The 25,221-nt window shown below is 66.9% G+C and carries 14 protein-coding genes; 8 read left to right on the forward strand and 6 right to left on the reverse strand.

What is annotated here, in order from left to right; all coding sequences use genetic code 11:
- Positions 1–67 precede the first annotated feature (67 nt).
- A complete protein-coding gene (locus O3Q52_RS00620; protein WP_269646782.1) occupies positions 68–934 on the reverse strand; it encodes an RloB family protein in 867 nt (288 codons plus the stop codon).
- Complete coding sequence (locus O3Q52_RS00625; RefSeq protein WP_269646783.1) at positions 931–2,220, reverse strand: ATP/GTP-binding protein; 1,290 nt, start codon at positions 2,218–2,220, stop codon at positions 931–933. The genes O3Q52_RS00620 and O3Q52_RS00625 overlap by 4 nt, the downstream gene beginning before the upstream one ends.
- A gap of 553 nt (positions 2,221–2,773) precedes the next feature.
- Between O3Q52_RS00625 and O3Q52_RS00630 the strand changes: the two genes are divergently transcribed.
- Complete coding sequence (locus O3Q52_RS00630; protein ID WP_269646784.1) at positions 2,774–4,225, forward strand: hypothetical protein; 1,452 nt, start codon at positions 2,774–2,776, stop codon at positions 4,223–4,225.
- 330 nt (positions 4,226–4,555) lie between these two features.
- Here O3Q52_RS00630 and O3Q52_RS00635 read toward each other — a convergent pair whose 3' ends face one another.
- Both O3Q52_RS00635 and O3Q52_RS00640 read right to left on the reverse strand, forming a co-directional pair.
- Entirely contained in the window at positions 4,556–5,095 is a 540-nt protein-coding gene (locus O3Q52_RS00635; RefSeq protein ID WP_269646785.1) for a hypothetical protein, read from the reverse strand.
- Positions 5,092–6,195, reverse strand: coding sequence for an XRE family transcriptional regulator (locus O3Q52_RS00640; protein WP_269646786.1), 1,104 nt, complete (start codon positions 6,193–6,195; stop codon positions 5,092–5,094). Before O3Q52_RS00640 ends, O3Q52_RS00635 begins: the two co-directional genes overlap by 4 nt.
- Before the next feature lie 148 nt (positions 6,196–6,343).
- On the opposite strand from O3Q52_RS00640, the gene drmD reads away from it, so the two are divergent.
- From drmD to O3Q52_RS00670, 6 genes are all read left to right on the forward strand, one after another.
- Positions 6,344–9,547, forward strand: coding sequence for a DISARM system SNF2-like helicase DrmD (gene drmD / locus O3Q52_RS00645; protein ID WP_269646787.1), 3,204 nt, complete (start codon positions 6,344–6,346; stop codon positions 9,545–9,547).
- The gene (locus tag O3Q52_RS00650; RefSeq protein ID WP_269646788.1) at positions 9,544–13,623 is read left to right on the forward strand and encodes a DNA methyltransferase; all 4,080 of its coding nucleotides are present in this window, start codon (positions 9,544–9,546) and stop codon (positions 13,621–13,623) included. Before drmD ends, O3Q52_RS00650 begins: the two co-directional genes overlap by 4 nt.
- Positions 13,620–17,354 carry a DISARM system helicase DrmA gene (drmA, locus tag O3Q52_RS00655; RefSeq protein WP_269646789.1) on the forward strand — a complete coding sequence of 1,245 codons (3,735 nt, stop codon included), beginning with the start codon at positions 13,620–13,622 and terminating at the stop codon, positions 17,352–17,354. The genes O3Q52_RS00650 and drmA overlap by 4 nt, the downstream gene beginning before the upstream one ends.
- Positions 17,351–19,387 (forward strand): DUF1998 domain-containing protein, encoded by a 2,037-nt coding sequence (gene drmB, locus O3Q52_RS00660; RefSeq protein ID WP_269646790.1) that lies wholly within the window; start codon positions 17,351–17,353, stop codon positions 19,385–19,387. Before drmA ends, drmB begins: the two co-directional genes overlap by 4 nt.
- Positions 19,362–20,126 (forward strand): DISARM system phospholipase D-like protein DrmC, encoded by a 765-nt coding sequence (drmC, locus tag O3Q52_RS00665; RefSeq protein WP_269646791.1) that lies wholly within the window; start codon positions 19,362–19,364, stop codon positions 20,124–20,126. The genes drmB and drmC overlap by 26 nt, the downstream gene beginning before the upstream one ends.
- A gap of 119 nt (positions 20,127–20,245) precedes the next feature.
- The gene (locus tag O3Q52_RS00670; RefSeq protein WP_369124159.1) at positions 20,246–21,451 is read left to right on the forward strand and encodes a hypothetical protein; all 1,206 of its coding nucleotides are present in this window, start codon (positions 20,246–20,248) and stop codon (positions 21,449–21,451) included.
- A gap of 972 nt (positions 21,452–22,423) precedes the next feature.
- Here O3Q52_RS00670 and O3Q52_RS00675 read toward each other — a convergent pair.
- Both O3Q52_RS00675 and O3Q52_RS00680 read right to left on the reverse strand, forming a co-directional pair.
- Positions 22,424–22,771, reverse strand: a complete 348-nt coding sequence (locus O3Q52_RS00675) for a DUF397 domain-containing protein (RefSeq protein ID WP_332112828.1) — start codon at positions 22,769–22,771, stop codon at positions 22,424–22,426.
- On the reverse strand, positions 22,768–23,649 hold the full coding sequence (locus O3Q52_RS00680) for a Scr1 family TA system antitoxin-like transcriptional regulator (protein WP_269646793.1): 882 nt from the start codon (positions 23,647–23,649) through the stop codon (positions 22,768–22,770). Before O3Q52_RS00680 ends, O3Q52_RS00675 begins: the two co-directional genes overlap by 4 nt.
- A gap of 223 nt (positions 23,650–23,872) precedes the next feature.
- On the opposite strand from O3Q52_RS00680, the gene O3Q52_RS00685 reads away from it, so the two are divergent.
- Positions 23,873–25,213: a M48 family metallopeptidase gene (locus O3Q52_RS00685; protein WP_269646794.1), complete on the forward strand. Its 1,341-nt coding sequence runs from the start codon at positions 23,873–23,875 to the stop codon at positions 25,211–25,213.
- The last annotated feature ends 8 nt before the right edge of the window (positions 25,214–25,221 follow it).

A 25,221-nucleotide genomic window follows, 5' to 3' on the forward strand; every position in this document is an offset into this window, starting at 1 on the left:
GCGCTGAGGAAGCCTAGACCGCCGTGGAGACGGACGACCGGGGCACGGCCGTTACGGCTTCCCGGGGTCATTGCTTGGCTCTGTTTCCGATCCCGAGTGCTGCCAGTAACCGCCAGACATCCGATGACGGGTCCCGCTTGAGCGGATCGCAGGTGGCTGCGTGGCCGGATCGCCGCGCGTACTCCTCCGCACTCAGCGTGGCCGCCGGTCGCTTCCCGTTGGCTGGTTTCAGCTCCGAAGCCCGGTCTGCCTGCTTGGCCGAGCAGTCCCCGTGTGGGCAGGAGTCGATCAGCTTGCGGGCATGGTGAACGGCGTCCGCTAGTCGTTGTTCCGCCATCAAGGACTGTCCCCGAGGACCGTCGAGCCCCTTGCCCCGCTTGCCGGATGCCTTGTCGTAGTCCTGGAATCCCTTGGCGTCGGGGTGTCGGCGCAGCTGGTCCTTGACTCTGGTGTCGATGCCGTTCTCCCGGCTGCTCCACTGTTTGAAGTGGAGCAGCAGCCACAGCTCGAAGGATGGGTGAGACAGAGCCACCTGAACGCCGTTCCCACGCGCGACCTTGTACGCCTCGCGGATATCGGCGTCACGGCTGTCCGCCGCGTCCCGGTCGAACAGGGCCCACATCTCTTCGCCGGGTCCGGCCTTGGATCGTACCTGTTGCACGACCTGGGAAGGGCGCAGTCCATTGGGGTTTCCTGGGTGACAGTAGTCCAGGTAGAACGCCGGTATGCCCTTTTTCTCGTTGCCCCTACCGAGGGTCTTATTGAGCAGGTCGAGATAGGCAGGCTCCGTCTTGCTGCCCTCGGTCGCGACGTAGATGACGCGTTGCGACTTGTCGCCGTACGACCCGACGGGTCTGCGAAGTGCCAGCGGGGAGGCGTCCGCGCCGCGTCGGCGTGTGCGCCGGGTGCCGCGCGCCTGCTGCTTATTGCTCACGCGGTGGCCTTCTCCTCCCCCTCGGGGGATGCCAGCGTTCTGGCGAACTCGCCCGCGCCGACCCGAGGGACACCGCCATAGTGGCCGTGCAGATAGCGCCGTTCGAGATTGTCGTCCTTACGGACCTTGGCCGCGACCAGCGGATACAAAGTGCTCTGCCCGGTGCTCTCCTTGGCGGTGATCCAGATTTGGTCCCGGTCGAGGGGGCGCTCCGCCACGGTGGGGCCCAACAGGGTGGCGTCATGAGTGGTGAAGATCAGCTGAGCGGTGCGTGGATTGGCGTCCGGGTCCTGGAAGAGGCGGATCACCTCGGCCGCCAGCCGTGGGTGCAGGCTGGAGTCCAGCTCGTCGGCGAGCAGGATGCCTCCACGATCCAGCGCGTGCAATAGGGGGCCCAGAAAGGCGAACCATGCCTGTGTGCCCAGTGACTCCTCCCGCCAGAAGTCCAGCGGTCGGTCCACGCCCTCGGGCGTGCGGTGCAGGAGCTGCACCTCGCCAGTATCGGGATCGGTGGTGAGCCCGGTGATGCCGAGGTCCGCACCGGCGAGTAGCCGGATCAACCGCTCGCGGAACTCGATGCCAGCGTTCCCGACGGTGAGCCGTTCCCTGGTCCATTCGGTACGGTTCCGAACGTCGTGCTGAGAGGTCACGAGCCAGAGGTTGTTGAGGAACCAGCGGTGCACGGCGGTCAGCTGGCGGTGGTTCAAGGTCGCGCCCACAGTGAGAAACAGGGCGTTTGGTCTGGTCAGAGCCTTGATCTCGTCCTTACGTCCCTCCAGCCCGGAACCGGGGAACCGGAACTCTCCGCCTTCGTCCACTGGCCGGTCGGCTTCCCGGTCGAACCAGATCTGACGATGCGACCCCTTGGGATAGGCATGCAGCCATTCGGCCTCGACGCGCTTGTCGGAGAGCTCAAAGCCGTAGGTGTAGCGGGTCTTCCTCCCGGGCTGCCCGAGCAACAGGTCGACCTCGAAGAGGCTGGTCTCCTCGCGTGCTGTGGGATCCAGCGCGAACGGTTCACGAGGCACGGTCTCGGGGTGCTTCCCCCAGTCGGCGAAGGATTCCAGCACGGCGTTGCGCATGAAGCGCAGCGCCGCCAGAGCGTTGGACTTACCGGAGGCATTGGCACCGAAGACGCCGATGGCCGGGAGTACCGAGACAGCCTTGCCTGCGACTCGCACATGCGCATCGCGGCCGGACCCGTCATTGAACTCGGTGGCCACCATCGACAGCTCTTGTTCGTCCCGGATCGACCGGTGGTTGGCCACTCGGAAGGTGAGTAGCACGTCTGACCTCCTTACGAGGCGGGCTCCCAAGTGTCGTCTTTCACTCTCTGGTGCGGACTACCCGCATGAAACCCGTAAACAGGGTATGCCGCAGCCTCAGATAGCGCCAGCGATGGCTCGATGTTCGGCTGATCGTCATCGACGGCTGCTCTGTAGGCCAGGGCTCGGCATGCGGAGAGCGTCAGCGAACCCGCGGTGAGCAACCTCTTCGTCCTGAATGAGATTCGATCACGCTGCCCACTAGTCGGAGGTGGTATCCGTGCAGGTCAGGGCGTTGGTGGCGATTGGTATCGGGTGGTCTCGCGGGGCTATGGGAGAACGGTCGTGCGAACGCCGCCAGCGTGAGAGGCGCCGGCCCACCTCCATCCGCCGTCTGCGAGACGTGGAGTTGCTGCATGAGCGGCCCTTCCGTCACATACTCAGCAGGCTCGACGCGATACCCGTGTTCCGCAACGGAAACGGCCTTCGGTCGCCGAGGCGGTGTTCACGCGGAGGCCGCCACGGGCGATAGCACGACCTTCTGTGCGAGTAGTGATCCACGTACGCTCCGTGCATGGTTTACGTCATAGCGCTTAGTGCCGAGGAACTGGACCGCATCGATACGGACTTACGGATCAAGCAGTCCTTCACGAAGACGGTCGCCGTCGCTTCTCTTCCTCGAGATCAGACGCCCCGGATCACCCTACTTGTGACGCGGTCTTCGGCTGAGAGCGACGAGTGCCCGCTTCTCTGGCTGGGAGTCGTGCGGCGCCCCCGCGGGGAGAAGGTCGCGGCCGTCGATTCCCGGATCACGGTCGAACTGGTGCGGGAGTGTCCCGTCCAGGTCCTTATGCGCTCGTTCCTTCACAAGGTGCCGCGTCGCGCTCGGCCGTCCCTCGTGCGTGCTCTGTCAGGCGAAGTCACCGTGCTCGGAGACGAGGACTCGGAAGACGTACTGAAGGCTCTCGCGCGGCAGCACGATCTGCTGAGCAGGACGCTCGCCTTCCTTGGAGAGGCGGCCGAGCCCGACCCCTTCGACCCTCGACGCGCTGAGGATCGCTCTTGGCAGGAGCAGTACGATATGACCCGGCTGGGCCTGGCCATCGGCAACATCCCACCGTCACGACTCGCAGCTTGGCGGCGTCCCAGTGACCCCAATGCCCCCCACCTGGCCGGGCTGATCCCGGAACCCTTCGAGCAGGGGTTGATCGAGAACGACGCGCGTCACATCGAGTTCGGCGACGATGTGTTCACTGAGTCGGGGTGGCCTTCCGGAAGCCGCGCGACCGGGGTGTCCTTCCGCTGTGACATCCAGGTCTTCGAACACCTCGGGAGCCGGATCGAGGTGGCGAACATTAACGCAACACCGGTGGAAAACCGGCTCGGCGCGGACCTGATCTACTACCACGAGGCCACCCAGAGCTTCATTCTCGTGCAAGCCAAACGGCTTCCCCCGGCCGCGGGCACTCGGTGGATGTATGTGGATAAGCAACTGCTCGGGCAACTCGACCGTCTCGACGAGGTCGCCGCGTTGAGCGGGACCCCGCGGGCGCCTCACGAGTGGCGGCTGGGTTCGGACCCTTGTTTCGTCAAACTCGCCTACTGGCCGCTGGAGGAAACAGTCGACCCAGGTCCGGCGCCAGGCATGTATCTGCCGGTGCCGTACGTGCGGCTTCTGCTGGAGGACGATGCGACGCAGGGCCCGAACGGGGGCACGCGCGTCGGATACGGCTATGTCGACCGGTACTTGGGGAACACGGAGTTCACTGCGCTCGTCAAGAACGGGCTCGTCGGCACAGTGGGCACCACACTCGACGAGCTGAGGACACTCGGCATTCAGCGGGCGGAGGAAGGAATGTCCGTGTCCATCGTCGTGGATCGGGCCACTGCCCCGCCGCGCGAGACAGTCAAGGAGCGGCACAAGCGCAATCACGCCCGGGGGTACGACAAGAACCTCGCCACCAGGATGCGCCGTCGGCAGTCCCGGGAGCCCGGCACCGGACAGCAGTCGCTGTTCGGACCTTGAAATCGGTCACGGTCGACCGCCGGTGCGTCGGCTCTCCGGCGGTCGCCCAGGTGCGTGGACTTCCTGGTACGGCCGGTGCGCGCCTGTTCTCGTTCACCTTGTGCGGCGACCGTAGCCAAGGCGGCGTCGGGAAGACTGTGGGCCCACGTGCCGGGTGGCCGGGGGCAAGCCTCGCCTGATCCCGCCGCCCGGGTTCCGCCTGGTTCATGGTGCTGCTCGCAGTTATACGCCGTCCCTCTGCGTGACGAGTCTGATCGGCGTCGATGCTGAGCGGCTTGCCGACCAGGGGGAGCACCTGACGGTCTTCCGTCATGTCGAGATCATGCAGCATCATCGAAGCAGGTCGGCTGCTGAGACAGGGAGCCGAAGGTGCCGACCCTGGTCGATCATCTTCAGCAGCAGGTCGAACCCTTCCTGCGCCGTGATCTCGCCGTCAACGGTGGCGAGGGACATGAGGTCGACGGTCTCTCGGGTGGGGATGCCCTGAAAGCGGGCGTACCTCACCGCTTCTTGGTCATCGGAGATCCACCAGGAACCGTTGAACGTGCTCCACTCCTTGATGACGAAGCAGGTTTCGGCCTCGCCGAGGTGCTTCAGGGGCTGGTCATCGGTGCCGCCGAAGACAGTACGGCGGATGCGTTGGACACGCTGGACGTCCGAGTCGCTGCTGACCTCGATCGGCTCTCCCAGCCACCCGCTGGCGGCGAGGGAAGCGAGAGCGGGCAGCACGTTGGACGATCTGGCGGCCTCGTATGCGACGGCCTCGGTCCATCTGCCGCGTCCGTTGAGTACGGCCTTCAGTAAATCGAGGCGGTCGACCGAGGCGAAGTTGCACAGCACCGTGTTGTCGGGAAAGAGGTAGGCGTTCATGAGAAGTCGGAGACCTCGCTCTCCGCTTCCAGAGCGTCTCTGAGCGTTTCTACGTCAACGCCCATGAGGTTGGCATACGGGCGAAGCGTGGTCGAGCCCGAGTCGTAGGCGGCGTAGGTGTCGCGTAGGAGTAGCCCAGGGGGACGAGGCGTCTTGGCCTCGGCGACATGCCGAGCGAACTCTTCGCTGCGGCCAGCCAAGTTGGCCGCCTTGGCCGCAGTGAGGGTCTTGTAGCGGTCGCAGGTGCCGGCGTCGATCAGTCGGAGGTTCAGCAGCCGGTAGGCCAGTGCCGACGGGGTCACCATCAGGTCGCATGACAGGTCAGCGAAGGCTGCCTCGGTAAGGCCGGTCGAGCCCACGGCCGTGCGCAGATTCTCTTGCGGCATGAGGAAGGACGCGGCGAACGCGTTGGCCCTAGCTTCGGTCGGGTCCTTCGATTGCCCCTTGTCGAAGACGTCTCGGTCGAGGTGGAGCCCTTGGTCGTCGCCCGCGAGCAGGTGGCCGAGCTCGTGGGCCAGGGTGAAGCGCTGTCGTGCGGCGACGTGGGAGGTGGCCAGCACGATCAGTTTGATTTCGTCGGTTGACGTGGCCAACCCGTCGAAGTCGGGGCCGAGTTCGGCGATGGCCACGTCGGCGCCGAAGACCTCTTCCACCAGGGCAGGCAGGCTGCCCTGGATCAGGGACCGCCCGGCCTTCCGTAGCTTTTCGAGTGCGGCTTCCGCCAATTTGCGACCTTGATCAGCCCAAGTGCCTGTTCCAGAACGGTTGTTCACTGGCTGCCATGGCTGGGGGTATCCGATGGCCGCCATGTCCGATCGCAGTGTGCCGTACCGCTTGGCCAGGCCGACCGCGTCGCCAGCGCTGCCGCCAGTCGTCCGGGCTGCTAGCGCTAAGGGGGGCTCTTCGCCGGTGATCAACCAGTCGACGGTGACCTCGCAGATCTCGGCGATCCGTGCGAGGTCCAAGGATGAGAAACGCCGGGCGCCGCTCAAGGACTTCGATAGTTTCGAATCGTTGAGCCCGACCCGAAGTGCGAAGTCACCCTGGCTCAGCCCCGACGCCTGGATCAGGTCGCGGACGCGATCGGGGGTGGTTGGCATAGAGTCCACCCTAGCAGCAGATTTGCGAAAATCGAAAAATGGCGAGAGGATGGCAATTGCCAAATGATCGGGCCGGTGTTGTTCATGGTCCCGCAGTGGCTTGCACCACCCACCCGGTTGGCGGCGACGAACGGCGAAGGGGCGCGGGATGACTGTCGCATCGGAGCAGCGGTCTCAGGGGCAACCGGGAGACGGGCAGCCCGCGGCTCTGCCTCCACTCCCCGAATCGGGGCAGGTCGTCAACGTTCGGGGCTCCACCTGGGCGGTGGCGGACGTGCGCCAGCAGGGCTTGCCTCGTAGCCCCGCCGACGAGGGCACGGCTCAGCTCACGCACGTGGTCAGCCTCCAGTCTTTGGAAGAGGACCGCCTCGGCGAAGAGCTGGCGGTCGTCTGGGAATTGGAGGTCGGGCACACTGTCGAGCCCGATCAGGGGCTGCCGGAGACGATCGCTGTGGACGGCTTCGACGACCCGAACACGCTCGCGGCCTTCGTGGACGCCGTGCGCTGGGGCGCGGTCACCTCGGCCGACGCCGACTCGTACCAGGCGCCCTTCCGTAGCGGCGCCAACGTCGAGGCATACCAGCTGGAGCCGCTGCGCCGCGCCCTTCAGTCCTCCCGTACCAACCTCCTACTCGCCGACGACGTCGGCTTGGGCAAGACCATCGAGGCCGGCCTGGTCATCCAGGAGCTGCTGTTGCGACACCGGGCGCGCTCCGTCGTCATCGTCTGCCCGCCGAGCCTGGCGCTTAAGTGGCAGGACGAGATGCGGGAGAAGTTCGGCCTGGACTTCGTGATCGTCAACAGCGAGCTGATGGCGCAGGTACGGCGCAGCCATGGGCTGAACGCGAATCCGTTCCGGCTCTTCCCGCGGGTCATCGTGAGCCTGTCGTGGCTACCGACGGTGCGCGCTCAGCGTCTGCTGCGCGCGACCTACGCCGATGCCCGGGACACGGCCACGGCCCGACGCTTCGCGTTCGACGTGCTCGTCGTCGATGAGGCGCACCACGTAGCACCAGCCAGCCCCAGCGCGGCGGACGGGCGCCGCGGCTATGCCGTGGACAGCCAGCGCACGACGGCCGCGAGGGAGCTGGCCGAGAGGTGTGAGCACCGCCTGTTCCTCAGCGCCACCCCGCACAACGGCTATCCGGAGTCGTTCACCGCGTTGCTGGAGATGATCGATGGCCGCCGGTTCAAGCGTGGCGCCCTGCTCGACGAGCGGGCGCTGCGTGAGGTGACGGTGCGTCGGCTGAAGACCGAGCTGAAGGACAAGGACTTCAAGGTCCGCCAGCTGAAGACAATTCAGTTCACCCCGGACGGCGGCGAGCAGCAGCAGTTCGCCGTTCTGGAGCGCATCCTCGCCGAGAGCGCCCGGGCCAACGGCAAGAAGCGCTCCGGTGACATCGTGGCGATGCTGTTGAAGAAGCGTTTCCTGTCGAGTCCGTGGTCGTTCGCCCGCACGCTGGAGCTGTACGAGCAGGCCGCCGTGACCGGCCAACTGCCGGATCTGGACGACGAGGACGAGTACTACCAGGAGGTCCTCGGCAGTCGTCAGCCCGATGAGGAGGAGGGTCAGGCGGACCACCCGGAGTTCACCGCTCTGCGGCAGAGCAAGGGCTCCGACCCGCTGGTGGCCGCGACCGCCCAGGAGATCTCCGCGCTGGTCGCATGGGGCCAGGGTTACGAGTACCGGCCGGACTCCCGCCTTCAGGCTCTGATCGGCTTCCTCGATGCGATCTGCCGACCGGATGGCAAGTTGTGGACGAACGAGCGAGTGGTGGTGTTCACCGAGTACGCCGCCACCCTGGACTGGATCACCGGCGTGCTCACCCAGCTCGGCTACGGCGAGGTGCTGACCACCATCCAGGGGTCGACGCCGACGGAGGAACGGGAGGAGATCCGGGCCCGCTTCAGCGAGGACCCGAGCAAGGAGCGGGTGCGGGTGCTCGTCGCGACTGACTCGGCCGGTGAGGGTATCGACCTGCAGGCCCACTGCCATCGCCTGGTCAACTTCGATGTCCCGTTCAACCCCTCCCGACTCGAGCAGCGCATCGGGCGCATCGACCGCTACGGCCAGCGGAACACGCCGGAGATCTACCACTTCCAGCCCGACACGACCTCGGCGACCTATGCGGCCGACATGGACTTCATGCGCCGGATCGCAGAGAAGGTCGGGAACGTCGCTCACGACCTCGGCTCGGTCAACCAGATCATCGACGCCGACCTGCAGGAGCACTTCAGCCCGACCTCGACGGTACGCAGGACCAAGGCGGCTGCCCGCGAGAGCGGCGACGCGATCATCACTCGCGCGCTGGCGGGCGGCATGGAGCTCAATCGCCGCCTCACCGAGCTGTCTAATACCTACGATCAGCACAAGCTGAAAATGCACCTCACCCCCGGCAACGCGCGCCGCGTGGTGGACGCGGCCCTCGCGCTCACCGCCCAACCACCGCTGAACGAGATCGGCGACGACCGCACCGAGGCGAGGGTGTTCGAGATCCCGCCGCTCGGGTCGGCCTGGCAGCACGCCCTCGACGGCCTCGATACCCGTCTGAACCCAGGCTTCCTGCGTCCGATCACGTTCGACGACCACGCTGCACAGAACCGCACCGATCTGGTACACATCCACCTTGGCCACGCACTGATGCAGAGGTCGGCCCGGCTGCTGCGCAGTGCGTTGTTCGGCGTCGAGTCTCCGGTGCACCGGGTGACCGCGGTCGTGGTCGAGGATCTGCCGCAGTCCTGCGTGGCCGCCGTCTCTCGGCTGGTCCTCGTTGGGCGCGGGGGCCTGCGGCTGCACGAGGAGGTCTTTCTCACCGGCGTCCGCCTGCGCGGCCAGGCGATGGCGGAGGCCAAGGTCGAAGAGGTGCTCGACAAGGCCCTCGACGCGGAGCGCATGGTGCTGGCCGACGAGGGCGTGCGCGCGGCGCTCGCCCAGACGTGGAGCGCCGACGACTCCCGCCTGCGAAGTCGGCTGCTCGCCGCAGTCGCACGCCGGGCCGAGTCCCACCAGGAGCGGGTCACTGAGGCCCTGCGGGACCGCAGGCAGTCCGACATCGCTCGCGCCCGGGAGATCTTCGCGGCTTTCCGAGTCAATCTGGAGGAGTCCCGCCAGCAACTGTCGCAGGAGATCGAGACCCAGGAGAAGCAGCTGTTCACCGACGACCAGCAGGCGCAGCGCCGCCGCGACCTGCGGGCGATGGAGGACCGGCTGGCCAGCCTCCATGAGGAGGAGCAGCGTGAGATCGCCGCGATCAGCGAACGGTATGCCGACGTCAAACCGCATGTGTCCGCCGCGGCCGTGGTCTTCGCGCTGACTCCGGCCGACGCAGAAGCAGGGAGGGTGCAGTCATGAGGCGCAAGTCCGCCGGGCCGGCGCGGTCCGCAGCCGACCTCCACCGCGCGTGGCTGGAGCTGGTCGACGCCGACGGCCCGTTTCTGTCCGTTCCCGCCCTCAAGCGCGTCTGGCCGCAGGGGATGCCGCAGCTCGGCACCGACCAGGTGGCCCTGCTCAAGGAAGCCAAGCCGGCGTTCGAGAAGGCATGGGAAGACTGGGACCTGCGGCGGGACGACTCGGCTGCGCTCGACCGCTATGGCGAAGCACGCGACTCGTGGGTGGAGCTGGTTCTGCGCAACGTCCTCGGCTGGGGCGACCGCTACACCACCGACCTCGCCGGGGCCGAATTCGCCGAGGTGGCCGACGGCGTGCGCTCGCCCAACCACGCCGTGACGGTGACGCCCACCGGGGCGCTCGCCCACGGCGGGACCCTCGGCGTGCTAGTCCTGGTCGTCGACCCCGTGGACTCACTCCGCGACCCGCTGGACGACGGCTGGGCAACCAGCCCGATCGACCGAATGGAAGAACTGCTCCGGCACGGGCACGTCCCGATCGGCGTCGTCACTGACGGACGCTGGTGGGCGATCGTCAGCGCCCGCAAGGACACCATGGTCGCCTCCGGCATCGTTGACGCGCAGACCTGGATCGAGGAGCCTCAGACCCGCAACGCCTTCTTCGAAATGCTCCGACTCCGGCGGCTGGTCGGCGGACGCTCCGAGGACCGGCTGACCGAACTGTTCGGCGACTCGGTCGCCGCCGCCGAGGAGATTACCGAGGCGCTGGGCGTCCAAGTGCGGCGAGCGGTCGAGCTGCTCGTTCAGGCCCTTTCGGAGGGCGCCCTGGACGCCGTCCGCCACGACGAGTCCGACCCCTTGCCTGAAGACCGGGAGGAGGTCTATGAGGCCGCCGTGACGGTGATGATGCGCGTGGTCTTCCTGCTCTTCGCCGAAGAGCGCGGGCTGCTCCCGCAGAGCCGACTGTTCGCTATGGGCTACGGCATCAGCGACGAGTTGGAGGCCCTCGACCACCGCGAGCGCGAGGAGGACAGCGAGTCACTCGACGGCACCCACCTCACCTGGCACCGCCTCTTGGCGACCTCTCAGGCGCTCTCACGCGGCGCCTCGTTCGAGGACCTGCGCCTGCCCTCGTACGGCGGCTCACTGTTCGACCCCGACCGGTTCCCGTTCCTCACCACGCGCAGCCCGCGTGGCACCCTGTCGATCACGGTCAGCGACCGGGTGATGCTGGAGGTCCTGCGTTCGGTGCAGATGGCCCAGCTGCGGGGCGAGCCGGCGCGGCGGATCTCGTTCCGCGACATTGACGTCGAACAGATCGGCTACATCTACGAGGGCCTGCTCGGCTACTCCAGCGAGGAGGTCGACGAGGTCACCGTCGGTCTCATCGGCAAGCTCGGCGAGGAACCGGAGATGCCGCTGGCCGAGCTTGAGGCTATGGCCGCTCGGTACCACGACCCGGCAAGACTGGCCGACGCGATCCTGGCTTGGGTGAAGGACGATCAGCCCGCCGCCAAGCCGCCGTCCAAGGCCGCGCTGGCCAAGGCGATCCGCACCAGCGGCGAGGTCGAGGACGTCGAACGGGCGCTGCGTGCCGTCACCACCGACGAGGCCCTGCGCGACCGGCTGAGGCCCCTCATCGGCATCGTTCGGCGAGACCTACGCAACCGGCCCTTCGTCGTCGAGCCCGGCGGTGTGCTGCTCGTCGAAACCCCATCGCGCGCCACGGCGGGGGCGCACTACACGCCGCGCAGCCTGGCAGAGGAGGTTGTCCAGCACGCCCTGGAGCCGCTCGTCTTCAACCCGGGGCCGCACCAGACTGCCGACCGCGACACATGGCAGCCTGTGTCTTCCGACGACATCCTCGACCTCAAGATCGCCGACATCGCCTGCGGCTCCGGCGCGTTCCTCGTTGCTGCCGCTAGATATCTGGCTGCACGGCTCGTCGAGGCGTGGCGCCGCGAGGGTGTGGCGACTGGGACGGCGCACGAGCTGTACGTCCACGCGATAAGGACGGTTGTCGCGAAGTGCCTCTACGGCGCGGACATCAACGCCATGGCCGTAGAGATGTGCAAGCTCTCGCTGTGGCTGGTCTCCCTTGACCCCAAGCTCCCCTTTTCGTTCGTCGATGACAAGGTGCTGCACGGCAACTCCCTGCTCGGCCTCACCAACGCCGAGCAGCTCCGAGCGCTCCACATCACCCCGGCCAAGGCAGCTGCGACACCACTCTTCGACCTTGGTGAAGGGGCTGAGGTGATCCGCCACCTCGACATCGACGGCGTACTCACCCGAGCGACGAGATTGCGTCGCAGCCTGGCGAGCGAGGTCAACGACGACGACCCCCAGCGCTCGGCGGCAACGAAGCGGCGGCAGTGGCGCGAGTACCAGCAGCTCACCCGCCAACTCGCGGATGTCGCCGACGGCGTGATCGCGGCCGGATTGCGGCTTGGCGGGAAGCCCGGTAAGGCGCTGACGGAGGTGTACGAGAACCTCCGCATCGCCGTCGGCCTCGCCTACCCGGCAAGGGGCTGCACACCAAACCGCACCATGCTAGACGGCATTCTGGCTGCAGGGCTTACCCCGACCGTCGAGACAGACTACGAGCGATGGAAGCCGCTGCACTGGATGCTGATGGTGCCCGATGTGGCAGAACGCGGCGGCTTCGACGCCATCGTCGGGAACCCGCCGTTTCTTGGAGTAAAGAAGGTTTCGTCATCTGTCGGGTCGAATATCAGAGAATGGATTGCCAATATTTTGGCCGGAGGTATGGGAGGGCGTAGCGATCTCGTTGCATACTTCCTGCTCCGAGCGCATTCTCTCTTGTCTCCCAGCGGAAACCTCGGGCTAATTGCCACCAATACGGTCGCTCAGGGCGACACGCGCGAGGTTGGACTGGATCGTTTGGTCTCCGCAGGTTTCACTATCACGCGAGCTGTTCAGAGTAGGTCGTGGCCAGCCGCAAGCGCAAATCTCGAGTATGCCGCAGTCTGGGGAACTTGCAGAACGGTAGCACCGGACGTACCGCGTTTTGCCGACGGAAAGGCTGTGTCCGCAGTATCCACACTGCTGGAGCCTACTGGCCGCGTAGCTGGTGCCCCTAAGCGCCTGGCCGAGAACTCTTTGATTGTATTCCAAGGGTGTATTCCATTCGGCTCCGGATTTATTCTTGATCCGCAGGAAGCAAACGCTTGGGTGGCTGAAGATCGCGGTAACTCGAAGGTCTTGTTCCCTTATCTGACCGGCGAGGATCTCTACTCGCGGCCGGATGCGTCAGCCTCCCGCTGGATTATCGACTTTAATGGAATGTCAGAGGGTGAGGCGCGGAGTTTCGCGTTGCCGTACAGGCGGGTTCTGGAGCGAGTCAAGCCTGAGCGGGCAACTAAAGAAAAGTCGACACGGGGGATTGGTTGGTGGCAGTATTTGCGTGCTCGTCCTGTCATGCGTGAAGCGATTGCCGAACTCGATGAAGTGCTGGCCATTGCCTTTATCAGCAAGACCATCATGCCGATGCGAGTGTCGAATTGCCAAGTTTATAGCAATACCCTAAACGTCTTTGCCACGGATTCATTTTCTGATCAGGCGGTGCTGTCGTCAAATCCGCATCAAATGTGGGCAATCAAGTATGGGTCGGGGATGCGGAATGATCCGCGTTATACTCCATCTGATGTATTTGAGACATTTCCGCGACCCGAATCCACTAGCCAGTTGGCGGATATTGGGCGAGTCCTTGACTCTGAGCGGCATGAGATCATGTTTCGGCGGAGGCTCGGGCTGACTAAGCTTTATAATCTGGTCAACGACCCGGAAATCACCGGCTCGGCCGATCCTGACATCAGGCGAATGCGGCAGATCCACGTTGCATTGGACGAGGCAGTCATGGACGCCTATGGCTGGGGCGATGTCCCACTGGAGCACGGGTTCCACATCTATCGGCAGATGCGGAGGTGGACGGTCAGCCCGGTCGCCCGGGTGGAGATCCTGGACCTGTTGCTCGAAGAGAACCACCGCCGTGCCGCCACGCAGGGCCAGGCGCCAGCCCCGGCCGACGCTGACGAAGAGATCGAGGGTGAGGACGAGTGAGCACGCCCAGCGCGAAGTCGGCCGGGGCGTCACCGGCTGCCGCGGCCGACGACCGGCCGCAGTACCGGCTCGCGTACGAGCCGGACGGCCGGTCGTGGACAGCTCGGGAGAACCTGGTCGACATCCTCGAACGCGAGCTCCTCGGCCCTACAGGCGGCCCGGAAGAAGTCCTGGACGCGGCACCGGACGCGGCGTACCTGATCGGCCGGATCGCTCCGTTCAAGCTGACCGCCAGCCGCGATGACCCACAGGACGCTGACGCCGCCGAGGCTGCCACTGATGTCGGTGACGCCGTGGATGCGGATGAGAGCCGCGGCGTGCCCGTCACCGCTGTCGATGAGAGCAGCGCGGGCGCGGACGAGGACGCCGGTGTGGAGGACCAGCCGCAGCAGCGCGGCCTGATGATCCCCGCGTCGATGGGGCTGCGCTGCCAGATTCCGACCGATCTCGAGTCGTTCACAGTGACTACCTCGTGGGGGCTGTACGAGCCGATCAAGGTGGAGTCCGAGACTGCCGACGTGTCGCGTGTCCGCCGCTACAAGCGCACGCCCATCGAGATCTCCAAGAAGATCACGGTCGCCGACCTCAAGGCCGGGGAAACAACAGAATTCCCGCTGAAGGACAAGGTCGTGCTGCGCGTCGACCGGCACGACGACGAATCGCGGGGCTGCCTGATCGTCGAGGTGGCCCTGTGTAACGACCGGGAGACGCCACGCAAGATCCCGGTCGAGGCATGGCTGTACCAGACCAAGCTGACCGTGAACGCCGGCGGCGCGGACGTGTTCCTCCCAGTCGCTGACCCGCTGGAGGACACCCGCCGTGAGCAGGACGACGAGCTGCGGCGGCTCAATCTGCAGTACCGCGACCGCCTGGAGTTCGCCGTCGGGCGCACGTGCTCGGTGGACTGGCACGTGGCGGAGGACGCGCGGCGGGCCAGCGAGGTGTGGACGACGTGGCTGCCGACCTGTCAGACGCCGCAGACCACAGCGGAGGAGATCGGCGAGGCGCTGCTGGACATGACCAAGCTCGCCACGGCGACTCCGGAGCAGCTGCGGGCCGGCCTCAAGCCGATCGTGGACGGCTACGCGGCCTGGCTTGACGGCGAGGAGCGGCGCGCTGAAGTTTTGCCGGAGCACCTGCGGCAGGAGGGGCTGGACGCGGTCAGCGATGCGCGCAAGGTGGAACGTCAGCTCGGCGAGGGCCTGGAGCATCTGCTCGGCGACGACGAGGCGCTGCGCTGCTTCCGGTTCATGAACCGGGTGATGGCGGACCAGCGCGTCCACACTCAGGTGGCCGAGCACCGTGCCAAGCACGCGCAGGCCAGCATCGAGCAGGCCCGCGCGGCAGTGCTCGGCGAAGACCCTGCCCGCGCGCATTCGTGGCGCACCTTCCAGTTGGCCTTCATCCTGATGCAGTTGCCGCTGCTGACCGACCCGGCGGCGGAGAAGCGCTCCGGCAATCTGGCCAAGGCGCAGCTGCTGTTCTTCCCCACCGGCGGTGGCAAGACCGAGGCGTATCTGGGTCTGGCCGCGTACACGTTCGCGATCCGGCGCCGGCAGGGCGTCGTGGAGACCCCGGACGGCCCGCTGGACGGTGGCGCGGGTGTGGCCGTGCTGATGCGTTACACGCTGCGGCTGCTCACGGCACAGCAGTTCCAACGGGCGACCGCGCTGGTGTGTGCGGCCGAGTTGGCTCGCCGTGCGGAGCCGGAGACATGGGGCGAGGAGCCGTTCCGGATCGGGCTATGGGTGGGCACGGATGTGAGCCCGAAGCGCTTCGACGAGGCGGCGGCGCAGCTGGAGAAGGCCAACAACCGTCCGGGCTACCGGTTGACCGTGCTGCAGATCCAGCGGTGCCCGTGGTGTGGAAGCAAGATCGGCGCGCGGGAGGTGCGGGCGGTCAAGGCGACCCGTCGTGTGCACGTGTACTGCGGGGACGAGCTGGCCGACTGCCCGTTCGCGGAGGGCGGCGAGGTGGCCGAGGGGCTGCCGGTCCTGACGGTGGACGAGGAGATCTACCGGCTCACCCCGGCGTTCGTCATCGCCACTGTGGACAAGTTCGCCCGGCTGGCGCGGGAGGGCGAGGCGGCCACCCTGTTCGGCTACATGTCCCGGCGCTGTGCCCGGCACGGTTACGTGCACCCGGACTCCCGGTATTGCGAGCTGACCGACAACGGCAAACACCCGGCCAAGGACGGCCTGCCAGCCGCGGGGGTTCGGCCGGTGGGACGGCTGCGTCCGCCGGACCTGATCATCCAGGACGAGCTGCACCTGATCACCGGGGCGCTCGGCACAACGGTGGGCCTGTTCGAGGTGGCGGTCGACGTGATGGCGGCGTGGCGCGACGCGCAAGGCCGACCCGTCCGGCCGTTGCTGGTCGCCTCGACCGCGACCGCCCGCAACGCGGCCGACCAGGTGCGTGCCCTCTACGGACGCGATGTGACGATCTTCCCGCCCCAGGTGCTCGACGCCGGTAGGACGTTCTTCTCCAAGGAGGAGCCCGTCTCAGAGAAGTTCCCCGGCCGGCGGTACGTGGGCATCAGCACGACCGGGGTCCGGCTGACCACGGCGGAGATCCGCGTCGCCGAGGTCCTCATGGCCGGCGCGCAGTTGCTGATCGACCGCTCCGGCATGGCCGCTGACCCCTACATGACTCTGGTCGGCTACTTCAGCGCCACCCGTGAACTGGCGGGCATGGCCCGCTACATGGGCGACGACATCCAGACCGCGCTCGCCAAGCGGCGGCCGTGGTCCCTGTTGCCGCGCCGCACCGGTACGGACTACGGGTCGCTCAACACCGCAGAACTGACCTCCCGCGTGGCCAGCGCCGACATCACCACCACGCTGGACCAGATGGCTGTGCAGTTCGACCCGGCCTTCGACTCCGCATCCGGTAAGCGGGAGAGGTACGCGCTGCGCGAGGCCGGCAAGCCGACGCCCAGCCGTGAGGTGAACCCGTACGACGCGATCCTGGCCACGTCGATGCTTCAGGTCGGCGTGGACGTCACCCGGCTCGGGCTGATGCTCGTGGTCGGGCAGCCGAAGAACACGGCGGAGTACATCCAGGCGTCCTCGCGCGTCGGACGCGCCGCGGACCGCCCAGGGCTGGTGGTCGCGCTGGGTAACTGGGCGCGGCCGCGCGACCTGGCGCACTTCGAGCAGTTCCGGCACTACCACGAGACGTTCTACGCCCGGGTCGAGGCGTTGTCGGTTACCCCGTTCTCGGTCACCTCCCTGGAGCGAGGACTGGACGGAGTGCTGGTCAGCGCTTCGCGGGTACTCCAGGCCACCCGGCGCGAGAGCCTGTCGCCCGAGCAGGGCGCGGGCCGGATCGAAGCAGAGCGCGATTTCGCCGACGCACTGATCGATGCTCTGGTGGATCGGGTCAAGCGTGCGTCCGACGAGGACGCGGCGGACCGGGCGCGTCAGCGTCTGCGCAACCGACGTGACCAGTGGGAGAAGCGGCGCCAGCACCTGGCGGGCCTGCGCAAGGGGCTCGTCTATGAGCGGACGCTGGACGAGGCCCACTTCGGCCCGCTCATGATCAGCGCAGAGAACGCCCGATCGGTGGCGGACAGCAAGGACGCGCCGCCGTTCGTCGTAGCCAACTCCATGCGCGAGGTGCAGCCGGAGATCAACCTCCTGGTGAGCCCGATCAAGGAGAACCTGATTTTCACAGAGCCGCCCGGGACTCCGGTCTGGGACTTCGCTCCGCCCAAGGAGGACTCATGACCGCCGAACCGCTCGCCGAGGCGCGGTTCCTCTACGACGCGTCCAACGCCGTCGATCCGCTGGGCGACGCCGAGCGGGAGTCTGACGAGGGCCGTAAGCACAACCGGGCCAAGGTCGGCTCCGGCCGCCCGTCGTCCCTGCTCTACACCTATGGTCCGGGCGCCATCATGGACCTGCCGCAGTTCACGATCATGCCCTCTGGCCTTGACGACTGGGAGCGGATCTGGCGTCGGCGCGATGGCATCCCGCAGATCCGCGCGCCGCGGCTGCGTCAGGCCGTGGGCCTACTGCTGCGCTCTCGCGATATTCAGCTGCGCCCCTTCCCGTGGCAGGCGAAGAAGATGAGCCTGTCGAACGAGGGCAACGACCTGGGTGTGCCGGCGCGCGTCTTCCCACAGTGGCTGCGATGCACCGGCTGCGACATGCTCGGCGCGCTGTCGCAGTTCGACTACCGCAACACCCACCCCTACCGCACCGACCTGGCCTGCTTCGAGCACGCCCGCTGCACCGGCCGGGCCGGTGACCGGACGCGCAGGCCGACCCGCCGCACGGCGGTACCGGCCCGCTACCTTCTGGCCTGCGTCGACGGCCACCTCGACGAGTTCCCCTACGACCTGTGGGTCCACCAGGGCCAGCGGTGCGACAAGGCGGAGTTCCCGGCGCTGAAGATGGTCGACCGCACGGCGGGCAAGGGCGCGTCGGCCGTGATCCGCTGCGAGTCCTGCGGTCTGCGGAGGCCGATGAATGAGGCGCAGGGCGAGGCGGGGAAGTCCAAGCTGCCGCGCTGCCGCGGGCGCCACCCGCACCTGGACGCGTTCGAGCCTGGCGGGTGCGGCAACGACACCCGGCTGATGCTCGTCGGCGCCTCCAACCTGTGGTTCCCGGCCACGCACTCGATCATCGTCATGCCGGAATCCACCGAGGAGCGCAAGAGCGACCTCGCCGACCAGATCCGCATCGCTCTGGGCGAGAAACTGCCGAAGTACCGCGACGACCTGGAGACAATGCGGGACGTGCTGGACGGCAAGGTCGACGTCACCGACCTGTCGGACGCGGAGCTGGCGGAGGCGGTCGCGGCGGCCGGAGCCCCGCCGGCCTCCGAGACGGAGCAGGAAGAGCACATCCGCACCTGGGACCCCGTCGACCTCCTCGTCCCCGAATGGCTGTACCTGCAGAAGGACGTGCTAGGCCCTGGGGTCGAGGATCCGTCAAGCGGCCTCACGCTTTCGAAGAGGGAGCGCGACCCGGACCTGCCGCCCCAGATCACCCGCGTGCTCGCGGTCGAAAGGCTGCGCAAGGTCAACGCGCTGATCGGTTTCACCCGGATCGACGCCATGGACCGCGTCGGAGACTTGCCGCGCCGGCTCGCCCCGCTGACCCGCACCGCCCGGCCCTCCTGGACCGTCGCGACCGAGGACCGTGGGGAGGGCATCTTCCTGCAACTCGACGACCAAGCAGTCGCGGCGTGGGAGGACCGTGTCTCCACCACCGACATCTGGCGGGCACACCAAGAGGCGCACCGGCGCAACTTCCACCGTCGCTTCTCCGAGACAGCCGTAGAGGTAGACCCGGACACCCGGCTCCGGCCCCCACGCTACTGGCTCGTCCATACCTTCGCCCACGTGCTGATCCGCGAACTGGCCATGACCTGTGGCTACTCGGCGGCAAGCCTGAGCGAGCGCCTGTACGCCTGGCCTGGAACCGAGGAACGAGCGTCCGCCGCCGGATTGCTGATCTGCACCACCGCCTCAGACAGCGACGGAACGCTCGGCGGGCTCGTCCAGCTGAGCGAGCCGGTGCGTCTGCAGGGGGTCGTCTCCAGAGCCCTTTACCGCGCGGCCAGGTGCTCCTCGGATCCCATCTGTGCGACGCGCACCCCGCGGGATCCTGAGGACTTCCTCCACGGTGCCGCCTGCCACTGCTGCGTCATGGCCTCCGAGACCTCGTGCGAACGGGCCAACCGGTTCCTCGACCGCCGGTTCCTTGTCGACCTGCCTGGGAGCAACCTTGGCTTCTTCGGCCACGCCGGTTGACCCCGCGGCGGCGAGGAGGCTTGGGCGGCTCCTCACCGGTACCGAAGCCCGAGAGATAGCCGATCGCCTTGCGGACGACGACACGTTGACGACCGCGCTCAAGGTGGTTGCCGCCGGTCGCAGACCCGAGGTCAGGGCACTGCTGGAAAGCGGTGCTGGATCTGGGCGACCGGGTCCGGCCCAGATCATGGCCGTGTTGCGGGCGGTGGAAGGAGCGCGGTCCATCACCACCGCCCTCGACCCGCTGTGGACCATGCCCGGCCACCTGGCCCAGGGCGGCCCGCTGACCAGCTCTGTCGCCCATCTCGTCGACAACGCCCGTCAGTCCGTCACCTGCTCGACCTTCAACTTCCAACGCTCGTCTGCCCTCTGGGAAGCGCTACGCCGAGCGGCCCGCCGCGCGGAGATCGAGGTGCGGGTCTATCTCGATACCCAAGCGGCCGACCAGCACCCGAAGTCCTGGTCACCGACCACGGCGGAGGTGGCTGCGCACCTTCGCCCAGGCATCGTCCTGCGAACGAAGGAGTTCGACGGAGGGCCGGTGCGCAACCACGCGAAGTTCCTGGCCGTCGATCACCGGTTCCTCCTGGTGACCAGCGCCAACTTCTCCTGGAGCGCAGAGCATGGCAACGTCGAGTTCGGAGTACTCATCGACAACCCCAACCTGACAGAGTCCGTCGAGCGCGAGATGCGCCGAACCGAAGACCTGCTTTACGAACGCGTCCTGACAGTGCCGTGACAAGAACGTCACTGCCTCTGGAGAGGGCAAGTTTCACAGCGCGGACGGCGGGGCGCTGCTGGCGGTGGCTTTCAACCAATGCGGAAGCGATCGTTGACCATGGTCGCCAGCTCACAGGGATGGAGAATCAAGTGACTGATCAGCCGGTATTCGTCCTGGGCAGCGATCTGCAGGCCCTGGAGCCGGCCGCGTTTGAAACCGAGGAGGAGTTTCAGGAACTCCTCGCGCGCCATCCGCGGGTGCTGGATTTCGGCTCGCTGGCCGATGGGCAGCCGTTACGGCTGGTGTTGGTCGCGCGGGAGATGGGCGTTCCGACGAGCGCCGAGAGCGGTCCGGCGTACTGGCTGGATCATCTCTTCGTCGACGCCGACGGGGTGCCCACGCTGGTGGAGGTCAAGCGGGCGAGCGATACGCGTATCCGCCGCGAGATGGTGGGTCAGATGCTGGACTACGCTGCGAACGGAGCGCGGTACTGGCCTGGAGCGTTGCTCCAACGCTCCTTCGAGGAGACCTGCGTCGCGGACGGCCGATCGCTGGAAGAGGCGTACGGGGAACTGCTGCTTGGTGACCGTTCCGCGGAAGAGTTCTGGTCGATGGTCGAGGAACGGCTGGCCGCCGGGCAGATGCGGCTGCTGTTCGTCGCGGACCGGATCCCGCTGGAGCTGAGGGCGATCGTCGAGTTCCTGAACCGGCAGATGCGGCAGACGGACGTGTACGCGGTCGAGTTGACGCAGTACCGAGGCGACGGAGACCTTCGCGTCTTGGTCCCGCGTATCCATGGGGAAGTCGCTACGGCGGCGAAGTCTCCTTCCAGCAGTCGCGTCACGCAGAGGACCACGCGCGACGGCATGGACACGGTGATACGGGCTCGTCTCGCCCCGGAACCGAAGCGGATCGCGACCGCACTGCTTGATCACGCGGCGGCCAGGGGACGGCTGGAGGGTGGTACGGCCAAGTACCCGAGCATGTCCGTCTACTATCCCGTCGCCGGTCGGCAAGTGCCGATCTGGACGCTGTCCCTGTACGACAACCCCGCGAAGGAGGAGCTCGCCTTCAGCTTCGGATCGATTACCCATCACCTCGGCCTCGACGGCGCGGCAGGGTTCGCGGAGTCACTGCCGACTGTTCCCGAGTTGGCGAAGAAGCTGGAGGTGCAACGGGGGAAGGGCTACAAGGGCTGGCCGTCGGTCTCTCTGTCCGCCATCGCAGCCGAACCCGGGGCGGTGGAGGGAATCCTGGCCGCGATTCAACAGCTTACGGATGGCCAGGAAGCTTCGCCTGATCGGCCGGACAGAGCTGTCGGTCCGCAGGCAGGGCGACCGTAGGCACCGTGCCCGCGGGAAGGAGACATACGGGTGGGACGCGTTGCCTACGACGGCTAGGTAGGACTGGGTAAGGCCCCGAGCCCTCACCGGATTGGGTGGCCGCAGGCTTCCTCCACCGCGGGGGCCTGGCCGGGCTCGTAGCGTCGGCATGTGACGAACAATTACGAAAGCCACGGCACGCCACTGGCCGAGTATCAGCTCACACGAACTGATCATCGCCGCCAGGAGGAGAGAGAACGGAGGGCTGAGCACATTCGTCGCGTGGTGGACAGTGCACCACCGTTGTCTGCTGAGACTGCCAGTAGGATTCGGGAACTTTTGGGGCCCTTTCGACCTCCGTCTCCGTCGGATTACATGCGCTGGCGCGTACGCCTCTACTGCGGTCATATCCAGGAGGTCGCGTGCCTCCTGAGCGACACCACGCCGTATAGCGCGGCGCCCTGCAGGGAATGCGGGAAAGATCCTTCGTTGATCGTGGCGTTCGAGCCCATCGGTCCCTTCGGGGAACCACCCAGCGCATCGCCCGCCAGCCGCCGGAACACGCGCCCTCGGCGCGTTCCAGTGAGCCGCCGTACCAAGGCAGAGCTGGAAGAGGAGAACGCCGCGTTGCGAGCCGAGGTCGAATTGCTCCGCAGGCGAGTGGTCGGCAAACCCTCGCCGGAGTAACTGCGGCTGGCGGCGCGTAGGAGGTGGCCCTGAGACCCCTCGAAGTGGGCATCCCCACAGCCGCGACGAGGGTCTATGACGTGGCCGACAGCGACTCAGCAAGGAGCTGCGCGACCTCGCGGCCGCACCCCCCAGGGTTACGCCTGCGTCGCGCTCACCAGTCGCGTCGTTCTCGGTGGGCCTCCGGAAGATGGCGAGTGCCGCGAGGCCCTACACCCGGATTTTCGCCCAGGGCTCGACAAGGTATGACCCATCATCGCGCCAGCGGCGAGTGACGTGTGTCCGGGTGTTCTCCTCGGCCACGAGTCACACGGAGAACCCGGCCTCCAAAGGTGCTACCCCCGTCGTGAGAGCGGAGCGCCCACCACGACGACCGTCACGGCACCCTCCCCACTCCCAGCCCTGGCGCTCACCAATCGACCCGTAGACGATCCCACTGACCAGCGCTCGCATCGCCACCTTCGAGAACAGCAACGGACGACGGCCGATGTCCTTGGAGTCGCGCACTGCGGCGTGTTCGTCCAGTTCCGCGACTTCCACGCAGTCGTTGGCACCCCCGCTGTACGAGCTCTTCCGCCACCGTGCGTGCGCGAGATCGACGCCTCGTGGGGCTGTCGTGACGTCGTGCCGAGCGGCAATGTTGGGCGTGCTCACTCTTCGAGCTCCTTGCTGATGCGCGCGATGCGGGTGCGGGTCTCCGATGGGTCGAGGGCGGTGCCCCTCAACTGGTCGAAGATGTCTGTGTAGTTGTCCACGTCTGACGGGGACTCGAGATACACGGAGTTCTTGGGATTCTCCAGCCACACCAGGTCCGGCGTGGGGTGCGGGAAGGTCAGGATGACGAACGGACCGTACAGGCCGGGATGCGCTCCGAGTGAGAACGGCAGCAGCTGCACGGTGACGTTCGGCTGCTCGCTTGCCTCCACCAGCTTCCGCATCTGGTCGCGCATCACTTCGACGGAGCCGACTGTCCTTCGCAGCACAGCTTCGTCGAGGATCGCCCAGAATCTGGCGGGGGTCTCTCCGCCCAGGCGGCTGTTCTGTCGCTCCATGCGGACCCTGACTAGGGACTCGACCTGCGGTGTTGCCAGGTCCTTCCTCATCTGGGAGATCACGGCACGCGCGTAGCCCTCGGTCTGGAGCAGCCCCGGCACCAGCATCGGCTGGTAGCTGGCGAGGTGCGTCGCGCCGGCCTCCAGCGCCAGGTACCCGTCGTAGCGGGTCGGGGTGAGCACCGTGGAGTACTTCCGCCACCAGGGCTTCTGCTGCTCCTTGTCCGCTCGTACAAGGTCGAGCACGTCGGCACGCCGGTCCTCGTTGTCGACGCCGTACAGGTCCAGCAGAGCTCGGACGAGGACGGGTGTTGTGCCACGTTCGCCGTTCTCGATCCGGCTCAGTGACCCCTGGTTGACCTCCAGTTGATCGGCGACCTCGGTGAGGGTGAGCCCGGTCGCGTCGCGTAGCTCCTTCAGCCGTGCCGCGAGCTGTCGCCGGTACACCGACTGCGGGACCAGGCTTCTCTTCAAGGCCATGCCGGAAGTCTCTCCGTACCGAGGACGCCTCTACAACCCATACGGGTCAACTTCTAAAGACATATTGCCTAGTTGGTAGTTGCGTCGGCATGCTGTCAGGAGTCACGGCGCAAGTTCGTACGTGCATGCGCCGCAGTCGACCTGCAGGCGACGCGTCGCCGCGACCCCACTAACGGCACGCGTCTCCGCATCGGTCCCGCACGCCGCACCAGGAGGGTGGGCCATGCCACGGACAACGCTGCTCCGGCAGCTGCTCCAGCAACGGCACCTGACTACGCACGAGGCTTTCGCCGCCCAGTACGAGCGGGCCGCCGTCCGACTGGCGGAGCTTGACCGCGACCACCGCCTGGCGTCCCTCCAGGTCTCTCCACGCCAGTTCGACCGCTGGTACGGCGGGGAGTTACTGACCCTGCCCCGCCCTGACGCCTGCCGGGTGCTGGAACACATGCTGGGCAGACCCGTGTCCGAGCTGTTCTCCACGGCGTACGCCGACGACTCAGAGCCCGACCTCTCCGCGGAGTCGCACGGGCATCGGCCGGCGCCCAGTCTCCCTTCGTCACGCGAGGACGACGAGAACCCACTGGATATCGTCGCCCGGACCCGGCAGCTCACTGCCAGCAACGCCGACGACGCGACGCTCTCGTTCCTCGGTTTCTCCCTGGAAGGCATCACCAGCCGGTATGAACAGGACGGGCCATACGTCCTTCGCCCCCAAGCCCGCCAGGTGCGGCAGCTCGCCCACACTCTCCTCGACGGCCGCCAGCCCCCACGCACGCGCCGGGAACTCTTCCGCGTCGCCGCCCGGGCTTCCGGCCTGCTCGCCTACATGGCGGTGAACATGGGCGACTTCGTGCTCTCGGAGGCGTACTGCACCGAAGCCCGGGATCTCAGCCGCGAGATCGGCGACCTCGACACAGAGCTGTGGGCGTGCGGGACCCTCTCCTTCGGCCTCTACTACGCTGGCCGGTACGACGAGGCGGACACTTGCGCTGCCACGGCCGTCGAGCGTGCCCCACGCCATGCCCAGTCCATTCGCCTGCTGGCCAACGGACGGGCCCGGGCCCTCGCCAAGACCGGTGACCGCCGTGCCGTCGAGCAGGCCATCGGACAGGCCCTCCGCCTTTCCGACCTCCACGAGGTACCCGTCGGGCTGACCTCCTGCATCTCCTTCGAGCCGTATGGAAGGGCCCGAACGCTGGCCAACGCCGTCACTTCACACGTGGCGCTACGCAACACGGCCCAGGTACTGCGCGACGCCGAGCACATCGACGATCTGGTGGAGCACTCGACGTCTTCCTGGAGCCGTTCGCTCGTACGCCTCGACGTCGCCACCGCGTTGCTGCAGCAGCGCACGCCCGACATCAATCACTCGATGGCACTGGGCCGTCAGGCCCTGCGGCTGTGCGGAGATACGCCGATCAGCTCCGTCTACCAACGCTCCCGCGACCTGCACGAACAGGCCGGGCCATGGCGTGATCACCCGGCGGTACGCGATTATGGCGACGAGTTCCGGACTTGGAGCTCTCAGCCAGCGGCCCTGGCCATGGCGTCATCCGCGTCGTAGGCGCCGTC

Source organism: Streptomyces sp. ActVer (assembly GCF_027270795.1).
Lineage (GTDB): Bacteria > Actinomycetota > Actinomycetes > Streptomycetales > Streptomycetaceae > Streptomyces > Streptomyces umbrinus_A.